General features: G+C 77.1%; 17 protein-coding genes. 15 read left to right on the top strand and 2 right to left on the bottom strand.

The annotated features are described in order from the left end of the window. Positions 1–160 precede the first annotated feature (160 nt). From PHK61_RS04305 to PHK61_RS04255, 11 genes are all read left to right on the top strand, one after another. Positions 161–1312, top strand: coding sequence for a DUF5685 family protein (locus PHK61_RS04305; RefSeq protein WP_274279741.1), 1152 nt, complete (start codon positions 161–163; stop codon positions 1310–1312). Between the two features lie 178 nt (positions 1313–1490). Further along, on the top strand, positions 1491–3410 hold the full coding sequence (pknB, locus tag PHK61_RS04300) for a Stk1 family PASTA domain-containing Ser/Thr kinase (protein ID WP_274279740.1): 1920 nt from the start codon (positions 1491–1493) through the stop codon (positions 3408–3410). A 157-nt stretch (positions 3411–3567) separates the two neighbouring features. Beyond that, the gene (locus PHK61_RS04295) at positions 3568–3948 is read left to right on the top strand and encodes a hypothetical protein (RefSeq protein ID WP_274279739.1); all 381 of its coding nucleotides are present in this window, start codon (positions 3568–3570) and stop codon (positions 3946–3948) included. 175 nt (positions 3949–4123) lie between these two features. Beyond that, positions 4124–6688, top strand: a complete 2565-nt coding sequence (locus PHK61_RS04290) for an ATP-binding cassette domain-containing protein (RefSeq protein WP_274279738.1) — start codon at positions 4124–4126, stop codon at positions 6686–6688. Next, positions 6685–7593 carry a hypothetical protein gene (locus PHK61_RS04285; RefSeq protein WP_274279737.1) on the top strand — a complete coding sequence of 303 codons (909 nt, stop codon included), beginning with the start codon at positions 6685–6687 and terminating at the stop codon, positions 7591–7593. The genes PHK61_RS04290 and PHK61_RS04285 overlap by 4 nt, the downstream gene beginning before the upstream one ends. A 127-nt stretch (positions 7594–7720) precedes the next feature. Next, positions 7721–9694 carry a protein kinase domain-containing protein gene (locus PHK61_RS04280; RefSeq protein ID WP_274279736.1) on the top strand — a complete coding sequence of 658 codons (1974 nt, stop codon included), beginning with the start codon at positions 7721–7723 and terminating at the stop codon, positions 9692–9694. A 30-nt stretch (positions 9695–9724) separates the two neighbouring features. Next, positions 9725–11593, top strand: coding sequence for a DUF3558 domain-containing protein (locus tag PHK61_RS04275; protein ID WP_274279735.1), 1869 nt, complete (start codon positions 9725–9727; stop codon positions 11591–11593). 153 nt (positions 11594–11746) lie between these two features. Continuing rightward, entirely contained in the window at positions 11747–12274 is a 528-nt protein-coding gene (locus PHK61_RS04270; RefSeq protein WP_274279734.1) for a hypothetical protein, read from the top strand. A gap of 158 nt (positions 12275–12432) precedes the next feature. Further along, complete coding sequence (locus PHK61_RS04265; RefSeq protein ID WP_274279733.1) at positions 12433–12837, top strand: hypothetical protein; 405 nt, start codon at positions 12433–12435, stop codon at positions 12835–12837. A gap of 54 nt (positions 12838–12891) precedes the next feature. Further along, positions 12892–13539: a DUF4190 domain-containing protein gene (locus PHK61_RS04260; RefSeq protein ID WP_274279732.1), complete on the top strand. Its 648-nt coding sequence runs from the start codon at positions 12892–12894 to the stop codon at positions 13537–13539. Between the two features lie 13 nt (positions 13540–13552). Further along, positions 13553–14137, top strand: a complete 585-nt coding sequence (locus PHK61_RS04255; protein ID WP_274279731.1) for an ASCH domain-containing protein — start codon at positions 13553–13555, stop codon at positions 14135–14137. Here the strand turns inward: PHK61_RS04255 and PHK61_RS04250 are convergent. After that, positions 14134–15363, bottom strand: a complete 1230-nt coding sequence (locus PHK61_RS04250) for an erythromycin esterase family protein (RefSeq protein ID WP_274279730.1) — start codon at positions 15361–15363, stop codon at positions 14134–14136. The genes PHK61_RS04255 and PHK61_RS04250 overlap by 4 nt on opposite strands. Before the next feature lie 112 nt (positions 15364–15475). On the opposite strand from PHK61_RS04250, the gene PHK61_RS04245 reads away from it, so the two are divergent. The 4 genes from PHK61_RS04245 to PHK61_RS04230 are packed head-to-tail and all read left to right on the top strand — an operon-like array spanning position 15476 to position 21188. Then, positions 15476–16678, top strand: a complete 1203-nt coding sequence (locus PHK61_RS04245) for an acyl-CoA dehydrogenase family protein (RefSeq protein WP_274280016.1) — start codon at positions 15476–15478, stop codon at positions 16676–16678. Beyond that, positions 16675–17790 carry an acyl-CoA dehydrogenase family protein gene (locus tag PHK61_RS04240; RefSeq protein ID WP_274279729.1) on the top strand — a complete coding sequence of 372 codons (1116 nt, stop codon included), beginning with the start codon at positions 16675–16677 and terminating at the stop codon, positions 17788–17790. The genes PHK61_RS04245 and PHK61_RS04240 overlap by 4 nt, the downstream gene beginning before the upstream one ends. A gap of 34 nt (positions 17791–17824) precedes the next feature. After that, a complete protein-coding gene (locus PHK61_RS04235) occupies positions 17825–18901 on the top strand; it encodes an SEC-C domain-containing protein (RefSeq protein WP_274279728.1) in 1077 nt (358 codons plus the stop codon). A gap of 58 nt (positions 18902–18959) precedes the next feature. Next, complete coding sequence (locus PHK61_RS04230) at positions 18960–21188, top strand: FUSC family protein (RefSeq protein ID WP_274279727.1); 2229 nt, start codon at positions 18960–18962, stop codon at positions 21186–21188. A gap of 7 nt (positions 21189–21195) precedes the next feature. On the opposite strand, the gene PHK61_RS04225 is transcribed toward PHK61_RS04230, so the two are convergent. Continuing rightward, complete coding sequence (locus PHK61_RS04225; protein ID WP_274279726.1) at positions 21196–22338, bottom strand: hypothetical protein; 1143 nt, start codon at positions 22336–22338, stop codon at positions 21196–21198. Between the last annotated feature and the right edge of the window lie 526 nt (positions 22339–22864).

Below are 22864 nucleotides of genomic sequence, written 5' to 3'. Positions count from 1 at the left end.
TTTCCCCTCCGAGGTGGTCGCGGCACGCCAGCCCCCGACGGGGCGTGACGCGGTCGCACGCACCCTTCCCTCCTCACTCACCGCGCACACACGGACACGGCGAGGGATTGCGACGAACGGCCGTGCACAACCTGGCGAACGGCCGTCGTGATCGACATCGGTGATCGCTACATTCCTGCCGGTGCTCGGCATCGTGCGGCCCTGCCGCCACCACCTCTCCCCGGCGCTGCACCGGCGCTGGATGGCGCACCTCTGCGGGACGTGCCTGACGCTGCGCGACGGGCACGGCCAGCTCGCCCGGGCCGCCACCAACGTCGACGCGCTGCTGGTCTCGGTGCTCACCGCGGCGCAGACGGAGACCACCCGCGGGGACCGCCGCGCCGGCCCCTGCCCGGCGCGCGGGATGCGCACGGCGACCGTGGTGTCCGGCGAGGGTGCGCAGCTCGCCGCGCACGCCGCGCTGCTGCTGGCCGCCGGGCACCTCACCGACCACGTCGACGACGGCCAGGGCGTGCTGCGCCACCGCCCCGCCGCGGCCCTGACCAGGAGGATCGCCGACCGCTGGAGCGCCCGGGCCCGCGCCACCGCCCCGCGGGGCTTCGACCCGTCGGCACTGCTCGCCGTGCCCGCCCGCCAGCACGCGGTCGAGCACGGCACCGGCGCGGTCACCCTCGAGGCGGCCACCGCCCCCACCGCCGACGCGGTGTCCGCCGCCTTCGTTCACACGGCCGTCCTCGCCGGACGCCCGGCCAACGCGGCGCCGCTCGCGACCGCCGGGGCCGCGTTCGGACGGCTCGCTCACCTCCTCGACGCACTCGACGACCTCGACGACGACCGGCGCGCCGGCCGGTGGAACCCCGTCGACGCCAGCGGGGCGGGTGTCGCGGCGACGCGGACCCTGGCGCGCCGGCAGGTCGAGGTCCTCGGCGCGACGCTGCCCGCCGTCGAGCTCCCGGCGCCGCACGCCCTCGACGCCCGGCTCGCGCACCGCCTCCTGGTCCACGAGACCGACCGGGCGGTCGTGCGGACACTCGGCCGGTCGGAGCAGCCGTCCACCGACCAGCCGCCGCATCCTGGCGACAGCGACCCGCGGCGGGCGCCCCGCGGGTTCGTCACCGGCTGCGTGGCGGCGGCCGGGCTGTGCTGCACCGGGCAGCTCTGCTGCGCGGACCCGATCGTCGGGCCGTGGAGCGGCCAGCCACGACCCAACCCCTGCGCGAGCTGCTGTGACTGCACGTCGTGCGGCTGCGACTGCTGTGACAGCTGCTCCGGGGACGGCTGCTGCTGCGACGGCTGCTGCTGCGGCGACTGACCGCACCGGACCCGACGAACGGGCGAACTCTCGCGCCGAAACGGCGACCCGCCGTTGCCGACCCGCTCCCGCGCCGTTGGACCCGTCCGGGTGATGCTGGCCGGAGACCACGACGAGACCCCGACGTGACCCGGCGAGTCGTCGGGTCCCGAGCCGAGAGCGGAGGCACGAGGAGCGCATGTCGCAGGCGACGCTGGTGGCCGGGCGGTACCAGCTCGGCCCGAGCCTGGGCCGTGGCGGCATGGCGGACGTGCACGCCGGGCTCGACGTGCGCCTGGGCCGTGAGGTCGCCGTCAAGGTGCTGCGCTCCGACCTCGCGCGCGACCCCTCCTTCCGGCTGCGCTTCGAGCGCGAGGCCCAGAACGTCGCGGGGCTCAACCACCCGGGGATCGTCGCGGTCTACGACACCGGCGAGGTGGCCGCCGAGGGCATCGGGCTGCCGTTCATCGTCATGGAGTACGTGAGCGGGTCGACGCTGCGCGACCTGCTCCGCGTCCACGGGCCGATGCCGCCGGAGCGCGCGTGCGCGGTGATGGCCGACGTCTGCGCGGCGCTGGGCTACAGCCACGACAGCGGCGTCGTGCACCGCGACGTGAAGCCCGCCAACATCATGATCACGCCGGGCGACGTCGTGAAGGTCATGGACTTCGGCATCGCCCGGGCGCTCACCGAGACCGGTCCGGCGCTGACCGGCGACATGGTCATCGGCACCGCCCAGTACCTCTCGCCCGAGCAGGGGCTCGGCCAGGAGGTCGACGCGCGCGCCGACGTGTACGCCGCGGGCTGCGTGCTGTTCGAGCTGCTCACCGGCGAGCCGCCCTTCACCGCCGACAGCCCGGTCGCGATCGTCTACCAGCACGTGCGGGAGGACCCGCCGATGCTGTCCACGCTCACCCCGCCCGGCGTCGTCGTGTCGCCGGAGCTCGAGGCCGTCGTGCGCCGCGCGATGGCGAAGAACCCCGACAACCGCTACCCGACCGCCGCCGACATGCGCGCCGACCTGCTGCGCGTGCTCGCCGGCGAGCGGCCCGACGCGCCGGCCGTGCTCGGCGAGCACGACCCGGACGACACCGGCCGGGGCTGGGACACCGGCCGCTGGACCGACCCGGGACGCCGGGCCCGGCGCCGGGACGACCTCGCCGACACCGCCGAGACGCTCGTGACCCCGGAGCTCGCGCGGTCCGGGCGCCGGTCGGCCGCGGACGGCGGGCGCACCGGCGCCCACGCCGCGGCGACACCCGCGCGGCCCCGCCGCCGGCTCGCGCTCCTCGGGGTCGCGCTCGCGGTGCTGCTCGGCGGCGGGTGGTGGCTGCTCGGCCCGGCCGACACCGAGGTGCCCCGCCTCGTCGGGCTCAGCCGCGACGAGGCCGTCCGCGCGCTCGCCGACGCCGGCCTCGCCCCGATCCTCGTGCCCACCGCGTCGCCGCCCGACCAGGTCGACCGCGTCGTGGGCTCGTCGCCGGACGTCGGGCAGCGCGTCGACGAGGAGTCGGCGGTGACCCTGCGCATCGGCCGCGGGCCGGGCCTGGTGCAGGTGCCGCTGCTCGTCGGCCGCAGCCCCGAGGCCGCGCGGGTGGCGGCGGAGGGCGCCGGGCTCGTGCTCACCCCCGTGCCGCGCCTGCGCGAGACGAGCGACCCCACCGAGGTGGGCCAGGTCGTCGGGCAGGACCCGGTGCCCGGCTCGCTGCGGCCCCCGGGCGACGCGATCGAGCTCGTCATCGGGCAGCGCCGCCCGACGCTGCAGGTGCCCGACGTGGTCGGCCGCTCGCGGGCGTCCGCGGAGGCCACGCTCGAGGGCGTCGGGCTCGAGGTCTCGGTGCGCCAGGTCGACAGCGGCGGCGCGCCGGACACCGTCGTCACCGTGGCGCCGGGCGTCGGCACGGCGGTGCCGCGCGGGAGCACGGTGACCATGGACGTCGTCCGGTCCGGGTCGTCGCCCTCCTCGGGCGCACCGTCGGGCGGGTCCGGCGACGGCTCCGGGGCCGGCGGCGAGGGTGGCGGCGGGTCCGGCGGTGCGTCCGGCGGTGACGGCAGCGGCGACACCGGGGACACCGGCGACGGCACGGGGGACGACGGCGTCTTCGACGGGCTCTTCTGAGCGCGGCCCGACGTCGTGTCCGCGAGGTGACGCGTCTCTTCGGTGGACGGGGACCGGGCCCGGCGTCCACCGGACGGACGATCAAGAGCGGCCGCGTGGCGCTCGATGCAGAGGGTGACCGCACGTCGGCCCGTCGCACCGAGGGACGTGATCCACGATGTTCCGCCGCTCGACCACCACCGCCCGCTCCGTCCGCTCCGTCCGCCCCGCCGCCCTCGCCGCGGTGGGCCCGGCCGGTGAGGGTGACACCGCCGCCCACGACGGCGCGCCATCGGCCGCCGGACCCCGCCACACCCGCCGGGCGCGGCAGCGCAAGGCCGACGACGTCGCGGCCCTGCGCGCCCGCCTCGACCGGGTGCACCGCCGCCTCGCGGAGGTCGGGTCGGTGCAGGTCACCGGCCACGTGCACGCCATCGACAACGCCACCGCGCGCCGTGACCCGCTGACCCGCCCGTTCGGCTCCCCGCTGTCCGCCGTCGTCCCCGACGGGACCCCGGCGCGCCGCACGACCACCGCCCCGCTGCCCCGTCCGGCGTGACTCGAGCCACCCACACGGACGTCGTCGGTCACCGGCAGTGATAGATCGGCGCGATTATCGCGAACCCTCTGGATGAGTCCCCCCTCCTGAACACAGACTGTCACCGTCTCGGGCGCGCGCTCCGAGGGAGGTGACGTCGTCGGGCCGCGGGGCCCGGCCGCGAGGGAGGAACCCGGTGCATCCCGTGGAGCCCGTGCCCCGGCCGGCTGCAGGTCCTCGCGCGGCGCGCGGCCGACCGCTGACGGCACCGCAGCTCGAGCTCGGCCACGGTGATCGCCGCCTCGTGGTGCCCCCCGGGCAGGCGCTCACGATCGGCCGCGACGAGGCCGCCGGGTTCCAGGTCGTCCACCCCCTCGTGTCCCGCGTGCACGTCGAGCTGCGGCCGCTGCCCACCGGGTGGGAGCTGATCGACCGCAGCCAGAACGGGGTGTTCGTCCACGGCGAGCGGCTCCAGCAGCTCCGTCTCTCGCCCGGCGCCACGCCGCGGCTGACGCTCACGCTCGGTGTCGGCGGACCCGAGGTACACGTGTCGCTGCGGGCGGTCGGCGCCGACCCCGGCGCGCCGCCGGTGCCCATGCTCGCCCCGCTCGCCCCGCCGGCCGCGCGCCCGTCCCGGCCCCGCTCCGAGCCCGCGACCCCCGACCCGGGCCCGGCACCGGACGGTCCGAGCCGGCAGGGGCGGCTCTCCGCGGTCCACCGCCTGCCCACCCCCTCGCCCGCCCCGTCCTCCGCGCCCGCGCCGACCACCCCCGTCGCCACCGCCCCCGCCCGCATCCGGATCGGCCGCGAGACCGACAACGACGTCGTCGTCAGCGACCTGCTCGTCTCGCGCCACCACGCCGAGCTCAGAGCGGTCGACGGGGCCGACGGTGCCGGCGGGTGGGAGCTGATCGATCTCGGCAGCCCCAACGGCACCTATGTCGACGGGCAGCGCATCCGTCGCGTGGCGCTGCGCCCCGGCATGCTCGTCGGGATCGGGCACGCGCTGTTCCACCTCGACGGCGACCAGCTCGTCGAGCGCGAGGACGCCGGCGCGATCGCGTTCCGCGCCCGGGACCTCGTGGTGCGCACCGCGAAGGGCCGGACCCTGCTCGACCACGTCGGCTTCGCCCTCGAGGAGAACAGCCTGCTCGCGGTCGTCGGGCCGTCCGGGGCCGGGAAGTCGACGCTGCTGCGGGCCCTGACCGGCTTCCGCCCCGCCGACGAGGGCGCGGTCACCTACGCCGACCGCGACCTGTACGCCGACTACGACGAGCTGCGCCAGCGCATCGGGCTCGTGCCCCAGGACGACATCCTGCACCCCCAGCTCACGGTGCGGCGCGCGCTCGCCTACGCCGCCCGGTTGCGGTTCCCGTCGGACACCACCGACGAGGAGCGCGACCGGCGGATCTCCGCGGTGATCGGCGAGCTCGGGCTGGACGGGCAGGCCGACCAGCGCATTGACTCCCTGTCCGGCGGCCAGCGCAAGCGCACCTCCGTCGCCCTCGAACTGCTCACCCGCCCCTCCCTGCTCTTCCTCGACGAACCCACCAGCGGCCTCGACCCCGGCCTCGACAAATCGGTCATGCACACCCTGCGCGGCCTCGCCGACGACGGCCGCACCGTCGTCGTGGTCACCCACAACGTCGCCAACCTCGACGTCTGCGACCGCCTCCTGCTGCTCGCCCCCGGCGGCACCACCGCCTACTTCGGACCACCCCGGGAAGCCCTCACCTACTTCGGCGTCACCGACTTCGCCGACCTCTTCCTCCTGCTCGAGCGGCGCTCCGGTGCCGAGTGGGCGGAGCGGTTCCGACGCTCCCCGCTGGGCGAGCGCTACATCGGCACGCCGCCGCCGTCGCGTCCCGCCGCCCGCGCCCCGGCGCCGGCGGCGACCGCCCCGCCGCCGCGCCAGCAGTCGGCGATCGCGCAGTTCGGGGTGCTGTGCCGGCGCTACCTCGCGGTGATCGCCGCCGACCGTCAGTACACGATCTTCATGGTGGCGCTGCCGCTGCTGCTCGCCGCGCTGTCGCACGCGCTGCCGGTGGACACCGGCCTCTCGCTCGCCGAGCAGATGCGCGGCGTGCCCGGGGCGCCGCAGAGCCTGCTCATGGTGTTCGTGGTGGGCGCCGCCCTGATGGGGTCCGCCGCCTCGATCCGCGAGCTGGTCAAGGAGCGCGAGATCTACCGCCGGGAACGGGCGATCGGGCTGTCGCGCACCGCCTACCTGCTCTCCAAGGTCGTCGTCCTCGGGATCGTCACGGGCCTGCAGGGCATCGTGCTCGGCGTCCTGGGCCAGCTCGGCCGGCCAGGTCCCGACGAGGCGGTCGTGCTCGGCGACCCGCGCCTGGAGATCCTCGTCGCGATCGCCGGGGTCACGATCGCGAGCATGGCGGTCGGCCTCGCGGTGTCGGCGTGGATCGACAACGCCGACCGCGGCATGCCGCTGCTCGTGCTGCTCGCGATGCTGCAGTTCATCCTCTCGAGCGCGCTGCTGCAGATCCAGGACAGCCCCGTCCTCGCCCAGCTGTCCTGGTTCGTGCCGGCGCGGTGGGGCTTCGCGATGGGCGCCTCGACGATCGGCGTGCGCAGCGGCCCCGGCGTCCCGCCGCCCTACACCGAGGCCGAGCCGCTGTGGGACCACGACGCCGCCACCTGGCTGTTCGACCTCGGTGCCCTCGCCGGCGTCACCGTGGGATTCGTCGTCGTCACCGCACTGCTCCTGCGCCGCCTCGACCCGCGCGCCGGGAGGGCACGATGAGCACCACCTGGCCCGAGCGCCCCGGCACCCGCACCGGCGACCACCCGGTGCTCGCGCCGGCGACCGGTCGCTACGTCCGGGTCCCCGACGAGACCGTGCGGCCGGACCGGCCCTTCGTGCCCAGCGCCGTCCCGACCCGGCGCCCGTCGCCGTCGCCGCGGACCGCGCCCGGGGGCCCGGCGCACCACCGCGACCGGCCGAGCCCCGCGCCGGGCGTCCGGCCCGCCGTCACCGGCGGGCACCCGACCACCGCCCCGGCGCCCCGTCGCCGGTGGAGCCTGGTCGTGTGGGCCGCCGGCGGTCTGGTCGTCGGGCTGCTGGGGGTGCTCGGGATGGTCGTCGTGGTCGGCTGGCCGCCCGGGACGTCGCCGTTGCCCGCCCCCGTCTCCGCCGCCCCCGTCTCCCCCGCCCCCGTCTCCGCCGCCGCCGACGGCGCCACGCCGGCCGTCCCGTCCGCGCCGACCGGCACGCTCGCCGCGGCGTTCCCCGACGTCACCGCGCTCGGCGACCGGTGCGCGCCCTACCCGATCGGCGCCGACCAGTACGTGACGTCGAGCGGTGCCCGCCCCGTCGCGGTGGTCCTGTGCGACTACGGCGCGGCGGTCCCGGGCGGGTTCGTCTACTACGCGGAGTGGTCGGCGGCCGCCGACGCCCGACGGTGGCACGACGACCAGCGCATCGGGGGCCCGAGCCTCGACGGCATCACCGTCTGGGGTCACGGCGCCGACCAGCGACAAGGTCCGCTGCACCGCCGCACTGCGCCCGACGGCACGGTCTACGCCACCGCCGCGTACGCCGATCGGCCCTACACGTTCGACATCGTCACCCGTTCGCTGGATGACTCGAACCGCATGTTCCCGGCGATGCACCTGCTGCCCGGCGCGCAGCTCCCGCTCGGCCGATGACCGTTCCGGCCCTCAGAACTGTCACATGGAGTAAGGGAACTCTACGAAATGTGTGAGGGCTATGGCCTGCCTTCGGGTCATCGCACATACTCTCGGTGACTTTCACCGTGATCCAGGAGAGCGCCGCATGAGCACCGAGGCCCCGGGCCAGACGCCGCCGTCGTCGGGCGAGCCCGCGGAGACGTTCGGGCCCTACCGCCTCGAGGAACGCATCGGTCGCGGCGGGATGGGCGAGGTCTTCCGCGCCTTCGACACGTCGCGCCAGCGCACCGTGGCCGTCAAGCGCCTCCACGGCGGTCTCGCCGACGACGGCGACTACCAGGAGCGGTTCCGCCGCGAGTCCCGCACGGCCGCGCGCCTGTCGTCGCCGCACGTCATCCCGATCCACGACTTCGGCACCATCGACGGCCGCCTCTACATCGACATGCGCCTGGTCTCGGGCGTCGACCTCGCCGAGGAGATCGAGCGCCACGGCCGCCTCGAGCCGCGGCGCGCCGCCGAGATCGTGCGCCAGACCGCCGACGCGCTCGACGCCGCCCACGACGACGGGCTGATCCACCGCGACGTCAAGCCGTCCAACGTGCTGATCACCCAGCACCGTGGGCGCGACTTCGTCTACCTCGTCGACTTCGGCATCGTGCGCGCGATGGGCGGCGACACCAAGAGCTCGCTCACCGGCACCGGGTCGGCGATCGGGACGCTCGCCTACATGGCCCCCGAGCTGTTCGTGGGCCGCGAGATGGACCGCCGCGTCGACGTCTACGCGCTGGGCTGCCTGCTGTTCGAGGCGATCGCCGGACGCCCGCCGTTCGTGTCCGAGGGCCCCGGCCTCATGTACGACCACCTCAACGAGACCCCGCCGCGCCTCTCGGAGGTCGCGCCCGGCTCGCCGCCCGCCCTCGACGCGGTGCTCGCCCAGGCGATGGCCAAGGACCCGGCGCAGCGCTTCGCCACCGCCGGCGACTTCGCCGACGCCGCCGTTCGCGCGGTCGGCGGCGAGACCCCGGCCTCGGGCACCACGCCGGTCGGGGGCGCCGACGACGCGACCACCCGCAACACGGCGGCCGGTGCCGGCGCGCTCGGGATCGGCGCGGTCGCCGGTGCGGCGGGCGCCGCGGGCGCCGCCGGGGCGGGCTCCTCCGGCCCGCAGGGCGCCACCCCCACCCAGGTCCCCGGTCCCCGGCCGACCTCGGGTCCGCAGGCCGCCCAGCCGTGGACCCCCCACGCTCCGCCGTCGGGCCCCCAGGGCCCGTCGCCGTTCGGGTCACCGCAGGGCTCCGGCCCGCAGCCCGCCCCCGCCGCGTGGGGGCCGACCCAGCCGGGTGGCACCCAGGGCTACGGCCAGCCGGGCTACCCGCCCGGCACGGGGCCGCAGGGCTACGGCTACGGCACCGGGCAGTACCCGCCGCCGCCTCCGGGTGGCAGCGGCCCCCAGGGCTGGTACGGCCAGCCGCCGCCCCCGCCGAAGGGCGGCAAGGGCAAGGTCGTCGCGATCATCGCCGGTGTCGCCGCCGTGCTGCTGGTCGTCGTGGTCGGCGCGGTCGTGATCCTCAACCAGAACACCACCCCGACGCCGACGCCCGGCCCGGTCACCACCGGCGCGCAGCCGCCGGTCACCACGGGCGGCTCCGGCGGCGGCTCGAACGCGGGCGGCAACGGCTCCACCGCGCCCGCGGGCCAGGCGACGATGGCGCAGGTCTTCCCGGACGTCACGGCCTCCACCTGCCGGCCGACCACGTCGAACGACCAGCTGACCACCACCAGCGGCGCGAACCCGACCGAGGCCTACATCTGCGACTTCTCCAGCGTCGCGCCGGGCGCCCGGGTCATCTTCGCCCGCTGGCCCGACGCGGCCGGGGCGCGGTCCTTCTACGACGACACGTCGCGGCTCGGGCCCCGCATCGAGAACTTCGACGTGTGGCGCGCCGGCCAGGTGGAGCAGGGCCCGCTGTACACCGCCGAGGCCAACGGCACCGTCTACTCCACGGGCATCTACCGGGACCTGAACTACAGCTGGGAGATCCGCACCAGCACCCTGGAGCAGTCCAACGCCGTCTTCGGGGCCGTGCAGTTCCGCGCCCGGAGCACCTTCGGCGGCTGATCCCACCGACGAGGCGACGATCGGACCGCCGTGACGGACGTCGAGCCGCTCTCGGGCGGCCACTACCGCCTCGGGGCCGCGATCACCGCGGCCGTCCGGGCGGCGCACGACGACTGGGACGACCGCGACGTCGTCGCGGTGGCGCTCGACGGGGAGGGCACGGTGGCGCTGACCCGGGTGGCGCGCGACGTCCGGCGCGCGGCCGGGCACCCGCACCCCGGCCTGGCGCCGGCCCGCGACGTCGCCGCCGGCCGGGACCACGCGCTGTGGCTCCTCCACGACGTCCCGCCCGGCGCGCGGGGGCTCGCCGCCACCGGCCCGGTCACGGCGTCCCGGCTGCGCGCGATGGCCCTGGTCCTCGCCGAGGCCCTCGCCGCGGCCCACACCGCGCGGCTGATCCACGGCCGGGTGGGCGCGGACGTCGTGCTCGTCGGGGCCGGCGGGGCGGTGTGGCTGCTCGGCGCGCCCTCGGGCCTGCGGCCGGACGACCGGGCCGCCGCCGAGGACGACGACGTCCGCGCCCTGGCCGCGACGCTCGCCGCGGTCCCGGTCGACGGGGACGACGGCGACCTCCGGGCCGTCCTCGAGCACGTGGCCGGCGCCGCTGGTGGGGTGCCGGGTGGGGCACCCGGCGGGCTCGGCGCGAGCTTCGTCCGCGACCTGCGGGCCCTCGACGCCGGTCCCCGCCTCACCGAGGTGATCGCGACCCCGGTGGCCGGCGACGCTCGGGCGGCGAGGCGGGCCACGACGGTGCCGGTGCCGGCCGGCGACGCCCGCCGTCCCGACCGCCCGACGGTCCGGGTGGGCCCGCTCCCGCCGGTCCCGTCGCCGGGCCCGTCCCCCGCGCCGTCCCCCGCACCATCCCCCGCGCAGGCCTCCGCGCAGGCCCCGACACCGCCCCCGGCCCCGCGTCCGCTCGGCGTCCCGTCGCGCGCGCTCGGAGCGGGCCCACGCCGGCGGGGGCCCGTCGTCGCGGGCGTGGTCGCGGGGGTGGTCGCGGCCGTCGTCGTGCTCGTCGCCGTGGTCGCGGGCGTCGCGCTGCTCCGCGCGCCGGCACCGTCGGCCGCGCCCGGCGACCGGGTCGTGCCCGGGGTGATCGGCGATCCGGCGACCGTCGCGCCGTGCGGCCTCGTCGACCCCGCGGCGATCACGCCGCCCGGGTCCGCGCGGGTCGTGCCCGACCTCGGGAGCCCCGCCGCGTGCACCCTCGACGTCCGCGCGCCGGGCGGCGACGTCGCGGTGGTCGCGACCCTGGAGCCGGTCGCGACGGCCGTCACCGCGGGCCCGCAGGAGCGGGTCGGTCCGCTGCTCGTGCGGCGGCCCGCCCCGCAGCCCGGGGTGTGCACGCGCATCGTGGTGACGACCGAGGGCGTGCAGGTCGCCGTCGACGCCCTCCTGCCCGCGGGGTCCGGTGCCGACGCGTGCGCCACCGCTGACGCGGCGACCGCCACCACCGTGCGCGCCCTGCAGCGCAGCACGCCCCTGCCGCGGCGCGCGGTCGCCGACCCGCCCGACGCGCTCACCACCGTCGACACCTGCGCGCTGCTCTCGCCCGCCGACCTCGGCGGCGTCCCCGGTCTCGAGGCCGACCGCGTCGCCCCCGGCGTCGGCGGCTGGGCCTGCCGCTGGGGCAGCGGGCCCACCGCCGTCGACCTCGGTGTCGAGCGCCGCGCCGCGTTCACCCCGACCACGGAGATCGCGGGCCGCCCGGTCGCGGTGACGCCGCGCGGCGCGTCCTGCGACGCCGCCGTGGCCCAGCGCTCCATCACCGTCCCGGGCGGCGGCGAGCGCGTCGAGCTGCTCGAGGTGTCGGTGCTCGGCCCGCGACCGGTCGACGAGCTCTGCGCCGACGCCACCCGCCTGGCGGCCGCGACCGTGCCCCGTCTGCCGCCGGTCTGAGCGCGGGGTGTACGAACCACGACCGGGTGACGCAGACTGCCCGGCCAGCGGTAACACGGGTCGGTGACCGTCCCGATACTGCGGCCGGGGACCGATCGAGGAGGGCCACATGAGCAGCACGGGGAACGCCGAGCACGTCACGGCGTCGTGGCGGTGAGCGCGCCGGCTGCGAGCGCCGGCGCCGGTCGCGGACCCTGGATCGCGAGCGCCGCCCTCGGCGTCGCGATCCTCGTGGCCGCGGCCCTGGCCGTCCTCACCCTCGTCACCGCGCCGGTGGCCCCGGCGGGCAGCACGCAGGCGGCGGCCCCGGCACAGCCCGTGCGGAGCGCCGCGCCGGCCCCGGCCCCCGCGCCCGTCCCGGCCGGCGAGCCCGCCGTCACCGACACCGCCGGCCGTGCCCTGCCCGCGGCCGTGGCCACCGGGGTCCGCGAGCTCTACACCGCCCTCGGCGCCGGCGACCTCCCGGCCGTCGAGCGGCGTTACCGGCCCTCGGCCGCCGTCGACGCCGCGCCGTGGTCGCAGGTCTCGCCGCTGCTCGCCCAGCCGCCCAACCGCGAGGCGCTCCTCGCTGCGCTGCGCGAGCCCCCGCAGCGCGGCTCCGGCGTCTACCGCTATGCGGCCGGCGGCGCCCGCGTCGGCGTCGACACGCAGGGCCGGGTGGCGTTCGTCCTGCTTCCCTGAACGATCACCCGCGGGGGGCCGGATCGAGCCCGTCCGCGGCGGCCGGCGCCGCTGAGGCGCCGCTGAGGAGCCGCCGCCAGGGTTCTCTCAGGAACATCCCGGGGCGCTCGCGGCGTCAGAGGGTCGATCAGGTCACCCCCTCGGCGAGGAGCACGACGATGAGCGACCCCGGTACGTCCGACACCGACGGCACCTACACCACCGACGACGGCGCGACGTACGGCGCGGACGGCGGCCTCCTGGCGTTCCCGGCGGGGACGCCGAGCGCGACCTCGTTCGACGGCGACCACGACGGTTACTACGAGTCGACCGCCACGGACGCGGACGGCGACGGCTACGCCGAGACCGCGTCGGCCGACGAGGACCGCGACGGCTACGACGAGTACGCGGTGTCCGACCGCGACCACGACGGCCGCGTCGACGAGGTCGTCCTCGACACCGACGCCGACGGCTACGGCGACGCCGCGATCACCGACGGCGCGGCGTACGGGGAGCAGGGCCCGGTGGCGGTCGCCGACACCGACGGCGACACCTACGCCGACCTCGTCATCCCCGCCCTCTGACGTGGTCGGCGTCGATGCCCCCCGCAGATCGGGACGCCGTCCTACGATCCCGGCGTGAGCTCGCCGTGGGAACCGCAGCGCGACGGCCGGGACGGACAGGACACCCCGGCGCCCTTCGCACCACCGGGGGGCGCGCCGACCCCGTCACCGGACGGGCCGCCGCCCGCGGACCGGCCGTCCCAGCCGTACACCTCGGACCCCTACGGCCCCAGCCCGTACGCGCTCGAGCCCTACGCCGACCCCTACGCGGCCGACCGCGCGGCACAGAACCCCTACGCGGCGCCGCAGGACCAGTCCGCGCCGGGCCCGTACGGGCCGGGCGCCTACGGCTCGGGTCAGTACGGCCAGTACGGGCAGGCCCCGTACGGCCAGGACCCGTACGGCGGCTACCCCGCGGGCCCCGGCACGCCCTACCCGCAGGGCCCGTACACGCCGGCGTCCTACGGCTCCTACCCCGGCGGCCCGGCGGTGTCCGGGCTGGCGGTGGCCGCGCTGGTCTGCGGGATCCTCGGGTTCTTCACCGCCGGCATCGCGTCGATCGCCGCCGTGATCTGCGGCCACCTGGCCTGGCGCGAGACGAGCAGCGGGCAGAACACCGGCCACGGGATGACGATCGCCGGCCTCGTGCTGGGCTACATCCCCATCGTCGGCTGGATCCTCTTCTGGCTCTTCTTCTTCGTGGTCGGCGTCAGCTCGATCTGAGAGGCCCGATCCCGTGCTCTTCGCCCTGCGCTTCGCCGACCCGATCGCGCGCGGCGAGGTCGACCTGACCTTCCGGCGCTGGAAGCGCGCGCAGGTCCGGCCCGGACGCCCGTACCGCACGCCGGTGGGACGGCTGCAGGTCGACGAGGTGGACGTCGTGCGCCGCGAGGACCTCGGACCGGACGACGCCCGCCGCGCCGGGTTCGACTCCGTCGCCGCGATGCTCGCCGAGGCCGACCGGCACGCGGGCGACGACGCCGAGCTCTACCGCGTGCGCTTCCACCTGCTCGACGAGCCCGACCCGCGCGCCGAGCTCGCCGCGTCCGTGCCCGGTGCCGACGACCTCGCCGCGGTGGCCCGCCGCCTCGACGCGATGGACGCGCGCAGCGGGCACGGTCCCTGGGCGTGGGCGACGCTCGCGGCGATCGCCGAGCGCCCCGGCGTGCGGGCGCCGGACCTGGCCGCGTCCTTCGGCCGCGAGACCCTGCCGTTCAAGGCCGACGTCCGCCGGCTCAAGGCGCTGGGGCTGACGCACTCGCTGCCGGTCGGCTACGAGCTCTCGCCCCGCGGCCGCGCGGTGCTCGCGAGCAGGGCTTAGCGCACCCAGCCGGGGTGCACGGTCGACACCACGGCGACCGCGTCGAGCTCGGTCCCGGGGACGCAGGGCACGGTGGCCCCGACGGGCGCGCCGGGCGACACCTCGTCGCCGACCGAGCGCCGCGACGTCGTCGCCCCGGCCCAGGCGGTGACGGCGTCGGGGACGCCGGGCTCGCCCAGCGCCCGCAGGTCGACCAGCGCGTCCCGCGGGCACGCCGCGAGCACCGTGCCCTCCAGCGACGACGCCGCCGGGGCCGCGAAGCGGTGCACCGACGGGGTGCGCGCCCGCCCGAACACCCGCCGGGTCCGGACCGCGCGCGTCGAGCCCGACCCCGCGGACAGCACCAGCGCGCGGTACCCGTCGCCGAGGTGCTCGCGCAGGTGCGCACCGAGCGAGCCGGCGCGGACGACGATGTGGTCGGCGTGCGCCCAGAGCACGACGCGCCCGTCGGAGCCCAGGGCGTCGGAGCCCGGGGCGTCGGAGCCCAGGGCGTCGAGCACCGCGTCGGCCATCAGCCGGCCGGCGAGGGCGTCGGCGCGGTCGGGCGGGCAGGCCGCGAGCTCGGCGGCGCGCGCCAGGAACCCGGCGTGGCGGACCGCCTCGGCGTGCTGCGCGGGCGAGGTCGCCGCGACGAGCGCGGGGACGTCGCGCTCCAGTCGCTCCCGCACCCGCTCGACCGCCGCGCGGGAGGCGGCCCCGTCGCGTCCACCGCCGTGCCCGAGCGCGAGGTCGGCGAGCGCGTCGGCCACCGGCGGCAGCGCGTCCGGCGCGGCGGTGCGCAGGAAGGCACCGACGACGCGGACGGCGGTCGCGGGCGGGCGCGGGTCGATCCCGACCACCGGCACCGAGCGGACCTCGGCGAGCACGCGGACGAGGTCGAGCACCTCGCGGGTGTTCCAGCTCCACGACCCGAGGCGCTCGAGCGCGTCGCCGGCCGCACCCGTCCCGTGGCGCACGTGGTCGTCGAGCACGGTGGTCGCGGACTCGCCGGACTGCAGCGCGACCGTGCGGGCCCCGCCGTCGCGCACGGCGTTCTCGATCAGCCGGCAGGCCAGCAGCGCGAGCTCGCGCGTGCCGCCCACCGCCGGGCCGACCGCGACCACCCGCGCGCCGGCGCTCGCCGGCACCCAGGCCTCGACGGCGTCGAGCCCGTCGTCGGCCAGGTCGTCGTCCGCCACCGCGAGCGGGCGGGCGTGGTCGGCGAGCCAGCTCTCGAGATCGGCCACGGGCAGCACCCTCGCAGGTCAGCCGGATCCGGCGGACACCGGACTCGACAGGCGCGGATCGGCGACGGAGGGTGCAAGGGTGACGACTACTGAGCAGGATGGTCGAGCTCCGCTGCGGTCCGTCTCCGGCAGCCCTCCCGACGCCGCCGCGCTCGCGCAGCGGGTCGAGGAGTTCCTCGCCGAGCACGACCCCGCGAGCACCGACGCCGCCGAGTTCCTCCGCGAGCGCTTCGCCGCCGGCCTGGCCTGGGTGCACTACCCGGCCGGGCTGGGCGGGCTCGGCGCCGAGAACGGCCTGCAGACCGCCGTCGACGCCGCCTTCGCGCGCGCGGGCGCGCCGGAGAACCGGCCGCGGCTCAACGTCATCGGCCTCGGCATGGCCGCGCCGACGATCCTGCGCTTCGGCGACGACGCGCAGAAGCAGCGCTGGCTGCCCTCGCTGTGGACCGGCGAGGACATCTGGTGCCAGCTGTTCAGCGAGCCCGGCGCGGGCTCGGACCTCGCGGGCGTCGGCACCAGCGCCGTGTGGGACGGCGATGCGTGGGTGCTCAACGGGCAGAAGGTGTGGACCTCCATGGCCCACCACGCCCGCTGGGGGATCATCCTCGCCCGCACCGACCCCGAGGCGGTCAAGCACCGCGGGCTGTCCTACTTCGTCGTGGACATGACCGCGCCGGGGGTCGAGGTCCGCGGGCTGCGGCAGATCACCGGCGAGGCGGAGTTCAACGAGGTCTTCCTGACCGACGTCCGCGTCCCCGACGACCAGCGCCTCGGCGAGGTCGGTCAGGGCTGGGCGGTCGCGCAGTACACGCTGATGAACGAGCGCGTGGCCATCGGCGGCGGCACGCTGCCCCGCGAGAGCGGGGCCGTCGGCGCCCTGGCCGCCCGGTGGCGCGAGCACCCCGAGGCGCACACCCCCGGGCTGCACGACCGGATGCTGCGGCTCTGGGTGCAGACCGAGGCGGCGCGCCTGACCGCCGAGCGCCTGGGGCAGCAGCAGGCCGCCGGGCAGCCCGGTCCCGAGGGCTCCGGCGTGAAGATCACCTACGCGCGCCTCAACCAGGAGTGCGCGAGCCTCGAGCTCGAGCTGTGCGGGGAGGACGGCCTGCGCTACCCCGACTACACCGAGCGCCGCCCCGAGGTCGAGGACTACGGCAGCCGCGACACCGGCTGGCGCTACCTGCGCTTCCGCGCCAACTCGATCGAGGGCGGCACGTCCGAGATCCTCCGCAACGTCGTCGCCGAGCGTGTGCTCGGCCTGCCCGCCGAGGCCCGCGCCGACAAGGACGTGCCGTGGAAGGACCTGCCCCGATGAGCGCCGCAGCGACAGCTCCTGGCACCCCCGAGACCGGCGACCTCCTCTACACCGACGTCGAGGACGACCTGCGCGCCAGCGTCCGCGCGCTCGTCGACAAGCAGGCCCCGTGGGACGCCGTGCTCCGGCGCACCGACACCGACGACGCGGTCGACACCGACCTGTGGAAGCGGCTCACCCAGGAGATCGGCGTCGCGGGCCTCGCGGTGCCCGAGGAGCGCGGCGGCGCCGGCGCGTCGTGGCGCGAGGTCGCCGTCGTCGCCGAGGAGCTCGGCCGCGCCGTCGCGCCCGTGCCGTTCCTGGGCGGTGCCGTGGCGAGCGCGCTGCTGCTCGGGACCGGTGAGGACGAGCTGCTCGCGGCCGTCGCCGCCGGGGAGCGCACGGCCGTGCTGGTCGTCGGCGCCACCCGCGGCGCGGGGCGGCCGGTGCCGGTCACCGTCGAGCGCCGGGGTGCCGGGGACCTCGTCGCCGGCACGGTCACCGCCGTCGTCGACGCCGTCACCGCCGACGTGCTGCTCGTGCCGGTCTCGGCCGGCGAGATCGCCGTGGTGGGCGCCGACGGGGAGGGGGTCACGCGTACGACCTCCGAGTCGCTCGACATGACCCGCCGCCTCACCGACATCGTGTTCGACGGGGCTCCGGCGCGGATCGTGTCCGGGGCCGACGTGGACCACGCGCTGCAGGTCGGCGCCGCGGTCCTCGCCTCCGAGCAGCTCGGGCTCGCCGAGCGCTGCCTCGCCGACACCGTCGCCTACCTGCGCGACCGCCACCAGTTCGGCCGCCAGCTGGCGTCGTACCAGGCGCTCAAGCACCGGCTGGCCGACCTCTGGGTCGCGATCACCCAGGCCCGCGCGGTCGCCCGGTACGCCGCGCGGTGCGCGGCCGACGGCTCGCCGGACCTCCCGGTCGCCGCCGCGGTCGCCCAGGCGCACTGCTCCGAGGTGGCGCTGCTCGCCGCCGAGGACGGCCTGCAGCTCCACGGCGGCATCGGCTTCACGTGGGAGCACCCGGCGCACCTGTTCCTCAAGCGCGCCCGCGCCGACGCCCTCGTCCTGGGCTCCGCCGACCACCACCGGTCGGTGCTGGCGGACCTGGTGGACCTGCCGGCCTGACCCGCCGCCGGGAGCGAGGCCTACCGTTCCCCCGGTGGCCTCGCTCCTGACGTCCGACGACCTCGACGGCCTCGGTACCGAGGCGGTCCGTGCGCGCGATCCGCGCCCGTACGCCGAGGAGCTGGTGTCCGCGGTCGAGGAGGGGCGCCTCGCCGACCCCGAGGACGCCGCCTACGCGCTGAGCCTGGCCGCCGAGGCCCGCGAGCTGGCCGGGGACCACGACGAGGCCGTCGACCTCTCGGCCCGCGCGGTCGGCGCCGGGGCGGGGTCGGCCGACCGGGACTGGATCCCGGCGGCCCACGCCGAGCGTCTGCTGCGCCTCGGTCGCGGCGAGGAGGGCATGGCCGAGCTCACGAAGCTCCGGCCACTGCTGTTGCGCGAGGTGGGGTCGGTGCGCCCGATCGCCGACGCGCTCACCGAGAACGGGCGCGGCGAGATCGCCGAGCAGTGGCTCACCGCGGCCGTGCTCACGGCGATCGAGCGCGTGGAGCGCCTGCCGGAGGGTTCCGAGGAGCACCTCGACGCGGAGGACCTGGTCGACGAGCTGATCGGCCGGCGGCGCGACGTCCGCGCCGACCTCGGTCTCGCCGCCGACGAGTACGACGCGATGGCCGACGACCTCGACGCCGCGCCGGATCTGGTGTTCCACCCCGAGCCGTCCTTCACCCGGCTCCTCGCCGCGCACCCGGCCGCGGCCGACGAGCTCGGGCACGACTGGGACACCCACCGGGCGCTCGTCGAGCGCGAGCTGCAGGCCGCCGACGCCGAGGGCGAGCCGCTCGAGGTCGAGGTCGCGACCCCGGAGCTGCTGGCCGCGATGCTCGCGGACCTCGCCGCCGGCCCGCCCGCACCCGACCCCGCACCCGGCCCCCGCCTCGTCTGGCCGCCGGGGCGCAACGACCCGTGCTGGTGCGGATCGCGCACCAAGTACAAGAAGTGCTGCCTGCCCCGGGGGCGGGCGTCGGACGCTCGGCCGGTACCGCCGCCCGTACCCGCCCCGGCTCCGGCCCCGGCCACCTCCCCGTCCCCGGGCACGTCCCCGGGCACCTCCCCGTCCCCGTCGGAGCGCGTGATCGGGCGAGGTACCGGAGGGCGGCCGAGGGTGCGCTGACGCCCCGTGCGCTGATCAGCCCCTGGGCAGCCGGGCGTCGTCGCGGCACACTGCGACGATGGCCGGTCGCCGGGCTCTGCGCTGGCTCCTGCGCCGCGACCCGGGGCTCGGCGCGTGCCGGCGGGCGCTGCGCGTCGGCGTCGTCGCCACCGTCGTGTTCATGGTGTGCCGCTACGGGTTCGGCAGCCCCACCGCGGCGACGTACGCGGTGTTCGGCACGATCGGGTTCGGGGTGCTCTCGCAGGTCGTCGGGACGCCGCGCCAGCGCACCCGGACGCTGGTCGGCTGCCTCGTCGCGGGCACGGTCCTGCTGACGATCGGGACGCTGCTCGCCGGCAGCACGCTCCTGGCGTCGGTCGGCATGCTCGTGGTCGGCGTGTCCGTCGCGTTCATCGCGGTCGGCGGCCCGCGGCTCGCGGGCGTGGCCAACGGGCTGCAGCTGGTCTACATCCTGCCGTCGTTCCCGCCCTTCGCCCCGGAGACGCTGCCCGCGCGCGTGCTCGGCTTCGTGTTCGGGGTGGGGCTCCTCCTGCTCGCCGACCGCGTGCTCTGGCCGCCCCGCCCGGTGCGGTCCTACGCCTGTCGCGCGGCGTCGGCGGCCCGCGCGCTCGCCGGGCTCCTCGAGGCCACCGGGGCGGGTGACGCCGACGCCGTCCCCGCCCGCCGGGCCGCGGCGACGCGCGCCGCCGGCCGGCTGAAGCTGCTCGCGACGCCGTGGGAGGTGCGACCCACCGGCCCGGGGATCGAGGACCGGAGCCTCGCCCACCTCGGCGGCGCCCTGCGCGGGATGCACGGCCGCGTCGACGCGCTCCTGTCCGTGGATGCGCGCGGGATCCCGGTGGACGCCGCCGCGACGCTGGCCACACTCGCGACGACGCTGCACCGCACCGCGGACGCGCTGCTCGGGCGCGGCCCGGTGCCCGAGGTCGCCGACCTCGACGCCGAGCGCCTCGCCTACACCCAGCGCCGCCTCGACACGATCTCCGCGCTCGTCGACGACGACGCGACCGTCGCGCACGCGCGGGCCGCGGTGGCCGTCGGCCAGGCGCTGTCGGCCGCCCGCGTGGCCGTGCAGTCGGCGGAGATCGTCGTGGACCCCCGCGGTCCCCGCTCCCCCGGCGCCGCCGAGCTGTCGTGGTGGGCCACCGCCCCGACCGCGCTGCTGTGGTGGCGCCGCATCCACGCCCACCTCTCCCTGAGGTCGGTGTACCTGCAGAACGCGCTGCGCCTGGGGGTCGGGCTCGCCCTAGCGCGGCTCGTCGCCGGCGGGCTGGACCTGTCCCACGGGCTGTGGGTGCTCTTGGCGACGCTGACGCTCATGCGCACGTCGGTGACGTCGACGCGCGCCACGCTCCTGCCCGCGATCGTCGGCACCGCGCTGGGCGCGGGCCTCGCGGCCGGCCTGCTCGCGCTCGCGGGGCCGGAGACCGTCGTCTACGCGGCGCTCTTCCCGCTGCTGTGCGTCGTGGCGGTGGCCGCGGGGCAGGTGTTCGGGATGATCGCCGGGCAGGCGAGCTTCACCGTCCTCGTCGCCGTGCTGTTCGCCCAGCTCTCCCCGGCGGGTCCGTCGCTCGCGGGTGTGCGGTTCCTGGACGTCGCCGTGGGCGCGGCGGTCGGGATCGGCGTCGGCGCGGCGGTGTGGCCGGCCGGCGGGCACGGCGAGGTCCGCCGCGACGCCGCCCGCTGCCTGCGCGAGACCGCCGCCCTGGTGGCCGCGTCGTCGTCGTGGCTCGCGGGCACCGGGTCGCGGGAGGACGTGGCCGCGCGCCTGCAGCCCGCCGAGCACTGGCTCCTGCTGTTCGAGGCCACGTTCCTGCAGTACCGCTCCGAGCGCCGCGCCCGCCACGAGGGCGACGTCGACTGGTTCGTCGTGCTCGGCGTCGTGCACCGGGCCGTGCGGACCGCGCGCACGTCCCTCGGCGACCTCGACCCCGCGTCCTCGTGGCTCCCCGACCGCTGGCCCGACCTCGTCGCGCGCCTCCGCGACGACGCCCAGGCCCTCGCCGACGGCTACGCGGGCGTCGCCCGCTCGCTGGCCGAGGGGCGCACCCCGGCGGCCGTGCTCGCCGTCCCCGCGGACTTCCTCGACAGCGCCCTGCGCGCGCTCGCCGCCGCCCCGGGCCGCCGCGAGCACCCGCGCGAGACGCTCCGGCTCGCCGACGCGTGGGGCCGGCTGGGCTGGCTCGCCGACGACCTGGCCGCGCTCGGCGTCGTGCTCGCCCCGGTCTGCTCGTCCCCGCCCGCGCCGGCCCGGTCCGCGCGACGCCGCCGCCCACTGCCGGCGTGAGGGGTCCTCAGGCGCTCTCGTCCGCGGCCGCGCGGTCGTCCTCCTCGTCGAGGCGGGCGCGACGCTGCTGCTCACGGGTGCTGTAGGCCGCGGCGCGCACGTCCTCGGGTGCCGTCAGCCCCGACCCGACCGCGCCGGCCACGATGCCCATCGACGTCGCCATCGAGGCCACCGCCAGGTACGCCGCGGGCCCCACGGGGTGCCCGACGGTCTCGGCCAGCGACGACGGCGGGATCACGACGGCGGCCGCCGACCCCGCCAGCACCAGCAGCAACGCGTAGCAACAGACCACGCCGAGCACGATCGTCGAGGTCGTCGCCGCGTTGTAGAGGTGCACCTCGGCGCGCAGGCGCCGCGACCGCGGGCGCTCCCACAGCTCGTTGTCGGCGATCAGCCAGGTGCTCATGGCCGCGACCGCCAGCACCGCGATCAGCACCAGGCGCGACGGCCCGGCGGCGCTCGCGAGCTCCCAGATGTTCGAGTAGAAGATGCCGAACGCGGCACCGGCGGCGGCCGCGGCGAGCGCCGTGGACAGGCTCGGGACGAGGCGCCACGGCCGGTTGCTGCGCACCATGCCGGCGAGCAGGCGCAGGCGCCCCCGCGTCCCGCGCAGCGCGAGGTGGCTGTCGATGCCCTCGTGCTCCGAGGCGATCCGGCAGATCGGCGGGGCGAACAGGCCGCGCCGGGTCGGTCTCGGGGCGTCCGCCGGGTCCGCGAGGCCGTGCTCGAGCAGGTCGACGACGGCGGCGCGCAGGCGCCGGCGCAACGAGACGGCCCCGAGGGCCGGCACCGAGACGAGGCCGACCCCGTCGTCGGCGCCGAAGTCGGACACGAGCGGCTCGGTGCCCGCCCGCCGCGGCAGGTCGGTGACGATCACGACGACGTCCCAGCCGTGGCGGCGCTGGCGCTCGCAGCCCGTGCGGAACATGGGCACGAGGCCCTCGGAGTCCAGGCCGACCGGGCCCTCGGCCGTCTCGACCCGCCAGGTGCGTCCCGGCAGGTGGCGGGCGAGGACGTCGGGGAGGTCGAGGGCGACCTGCTCGGCGAGCTTCGTCGGCAGGCCGGGATCGGCGAGCAGCCCGACGGTGCGGATCGGGGTGTCGGGGGTGTCGGGGGTGGTGTCCGGGGCCTCCTGGGGTGGAGGCAGCATGGAGGTCATGGTCGTGCTCCTGGCGCGAACGAGAGAGATCGCTCGCCGGCAGGCGGGAGCTACCGCACACACGGGCACGGTGGGGAGGCCTCGGCCGTCGTCGCGATCTCGGGGGTGATGACGTCCCGCCACCATCTCGACGGGCCGAGGGGAGCGCGGTGATCGCGCAGTCCTGTCTCCCCCGGGGCGTGCCCGCCGTGACGCTCGTTCAATCTCGCCCTCGGGTCGCCGCACGCCGTGTGATCGACTGCGCGCGAACTGCAACGTTCTCGGGCCGGGACGCGACATCTCCGTCATGGCCTCCCCTCCGCCCCTGTCGCGGTTGCCGCGCGATCACTTCGTCGACGCCCGGATCGGACGCCGGCGCACGGTCGGACGCGTGGGCGCCGGTGTCGAGACGTCACCGGGTGCGGCCGGCGGTGGACACGATCTCGTGGCGGAGAACGCTTCGGTTCCCGAAGCGTCTCCGGTGCTGTGAAGAGAATTGACCGCAGCTGACCTATGCGACCTTGTCGAGGGTGACTCG

This window comes from Actinomycetospora lutea (genome assembly GCF_028737205.1).
GTDB lineage: Bacteria > Actinomycetota > Actinomycetes > Mycobacteriales > Pseudonocardiaceae > Actinomycetospora > Actinomycetospora lutea.
The sequence above is the reverse complement of the archived record's forward strand: the minus strand, read 5'-3'. Positions and strand labels throughout refer to the sequence as shown.

What these genes read in the sequence shown, in the direction of transcription:
- PHK61_RS04295 (WP_274279739.1), top strand. Translation starts at nt 3,568, where the DNA reads ATGTTCCGCCGCTCGACCACCACCGCCCGCTCCGTCCGCTCCGTCCGC.
- pknB (WP_274279740.1), top strand. Translation starts at nt 1,491, where the DNA reads ATGTCGCAGGCGACGCTGGTGGCCGGGCGGTACCAGCTCGGCCCGAGC.
- PHK61_RS04280 (WP_274279736.1), top strand. Translation starts at nt 7,721, where the DNA reads ATGAGCACCGAGGCCCCGGGCCAGACGCCGCCGTCGTCGGGCGAGCCC.
- PHK61_RS04225 (WP_274279726.1), bottom strand. Translation starts at nt 22,338, where the DNA reads ATGCTGCCTCCACCCCAGGAGGCCCCGGACACCACCCCCGACACCCCC.
- PHK61_RS04240 (WP_274279729.1), top strand. Translation starts at nt 16,675, where the DNA reads ATGAGCGCCGCAGCGACAGCTCCTGGCACCCCCGAGACCGGCGACCTC.
- PHK61_RS04230 (WP_274279727.1), top strand. Translation starts at nt 18,960, where the DNA reads ATGGCCGGTCGCCGGGCTCTGCGCTGGCTCCTGCGCCGCGACCCGGGG.
- PHK61_RS04285 (WP_274279737.1), top strand. Translation starts at nt 6,685, where the DNA reads ATGAGCACCACCTGGCCCGAGCGCCCCGGCACCCGCACCGGCGACCAC.
- PHK61_RS04265 (WP_274279733.1), top strand. Translation starts at nt 12,433, where the DNA reads ATGAGCGACCCCGGTACGTCCGACACCGACGGCACCTACACCACCGAC.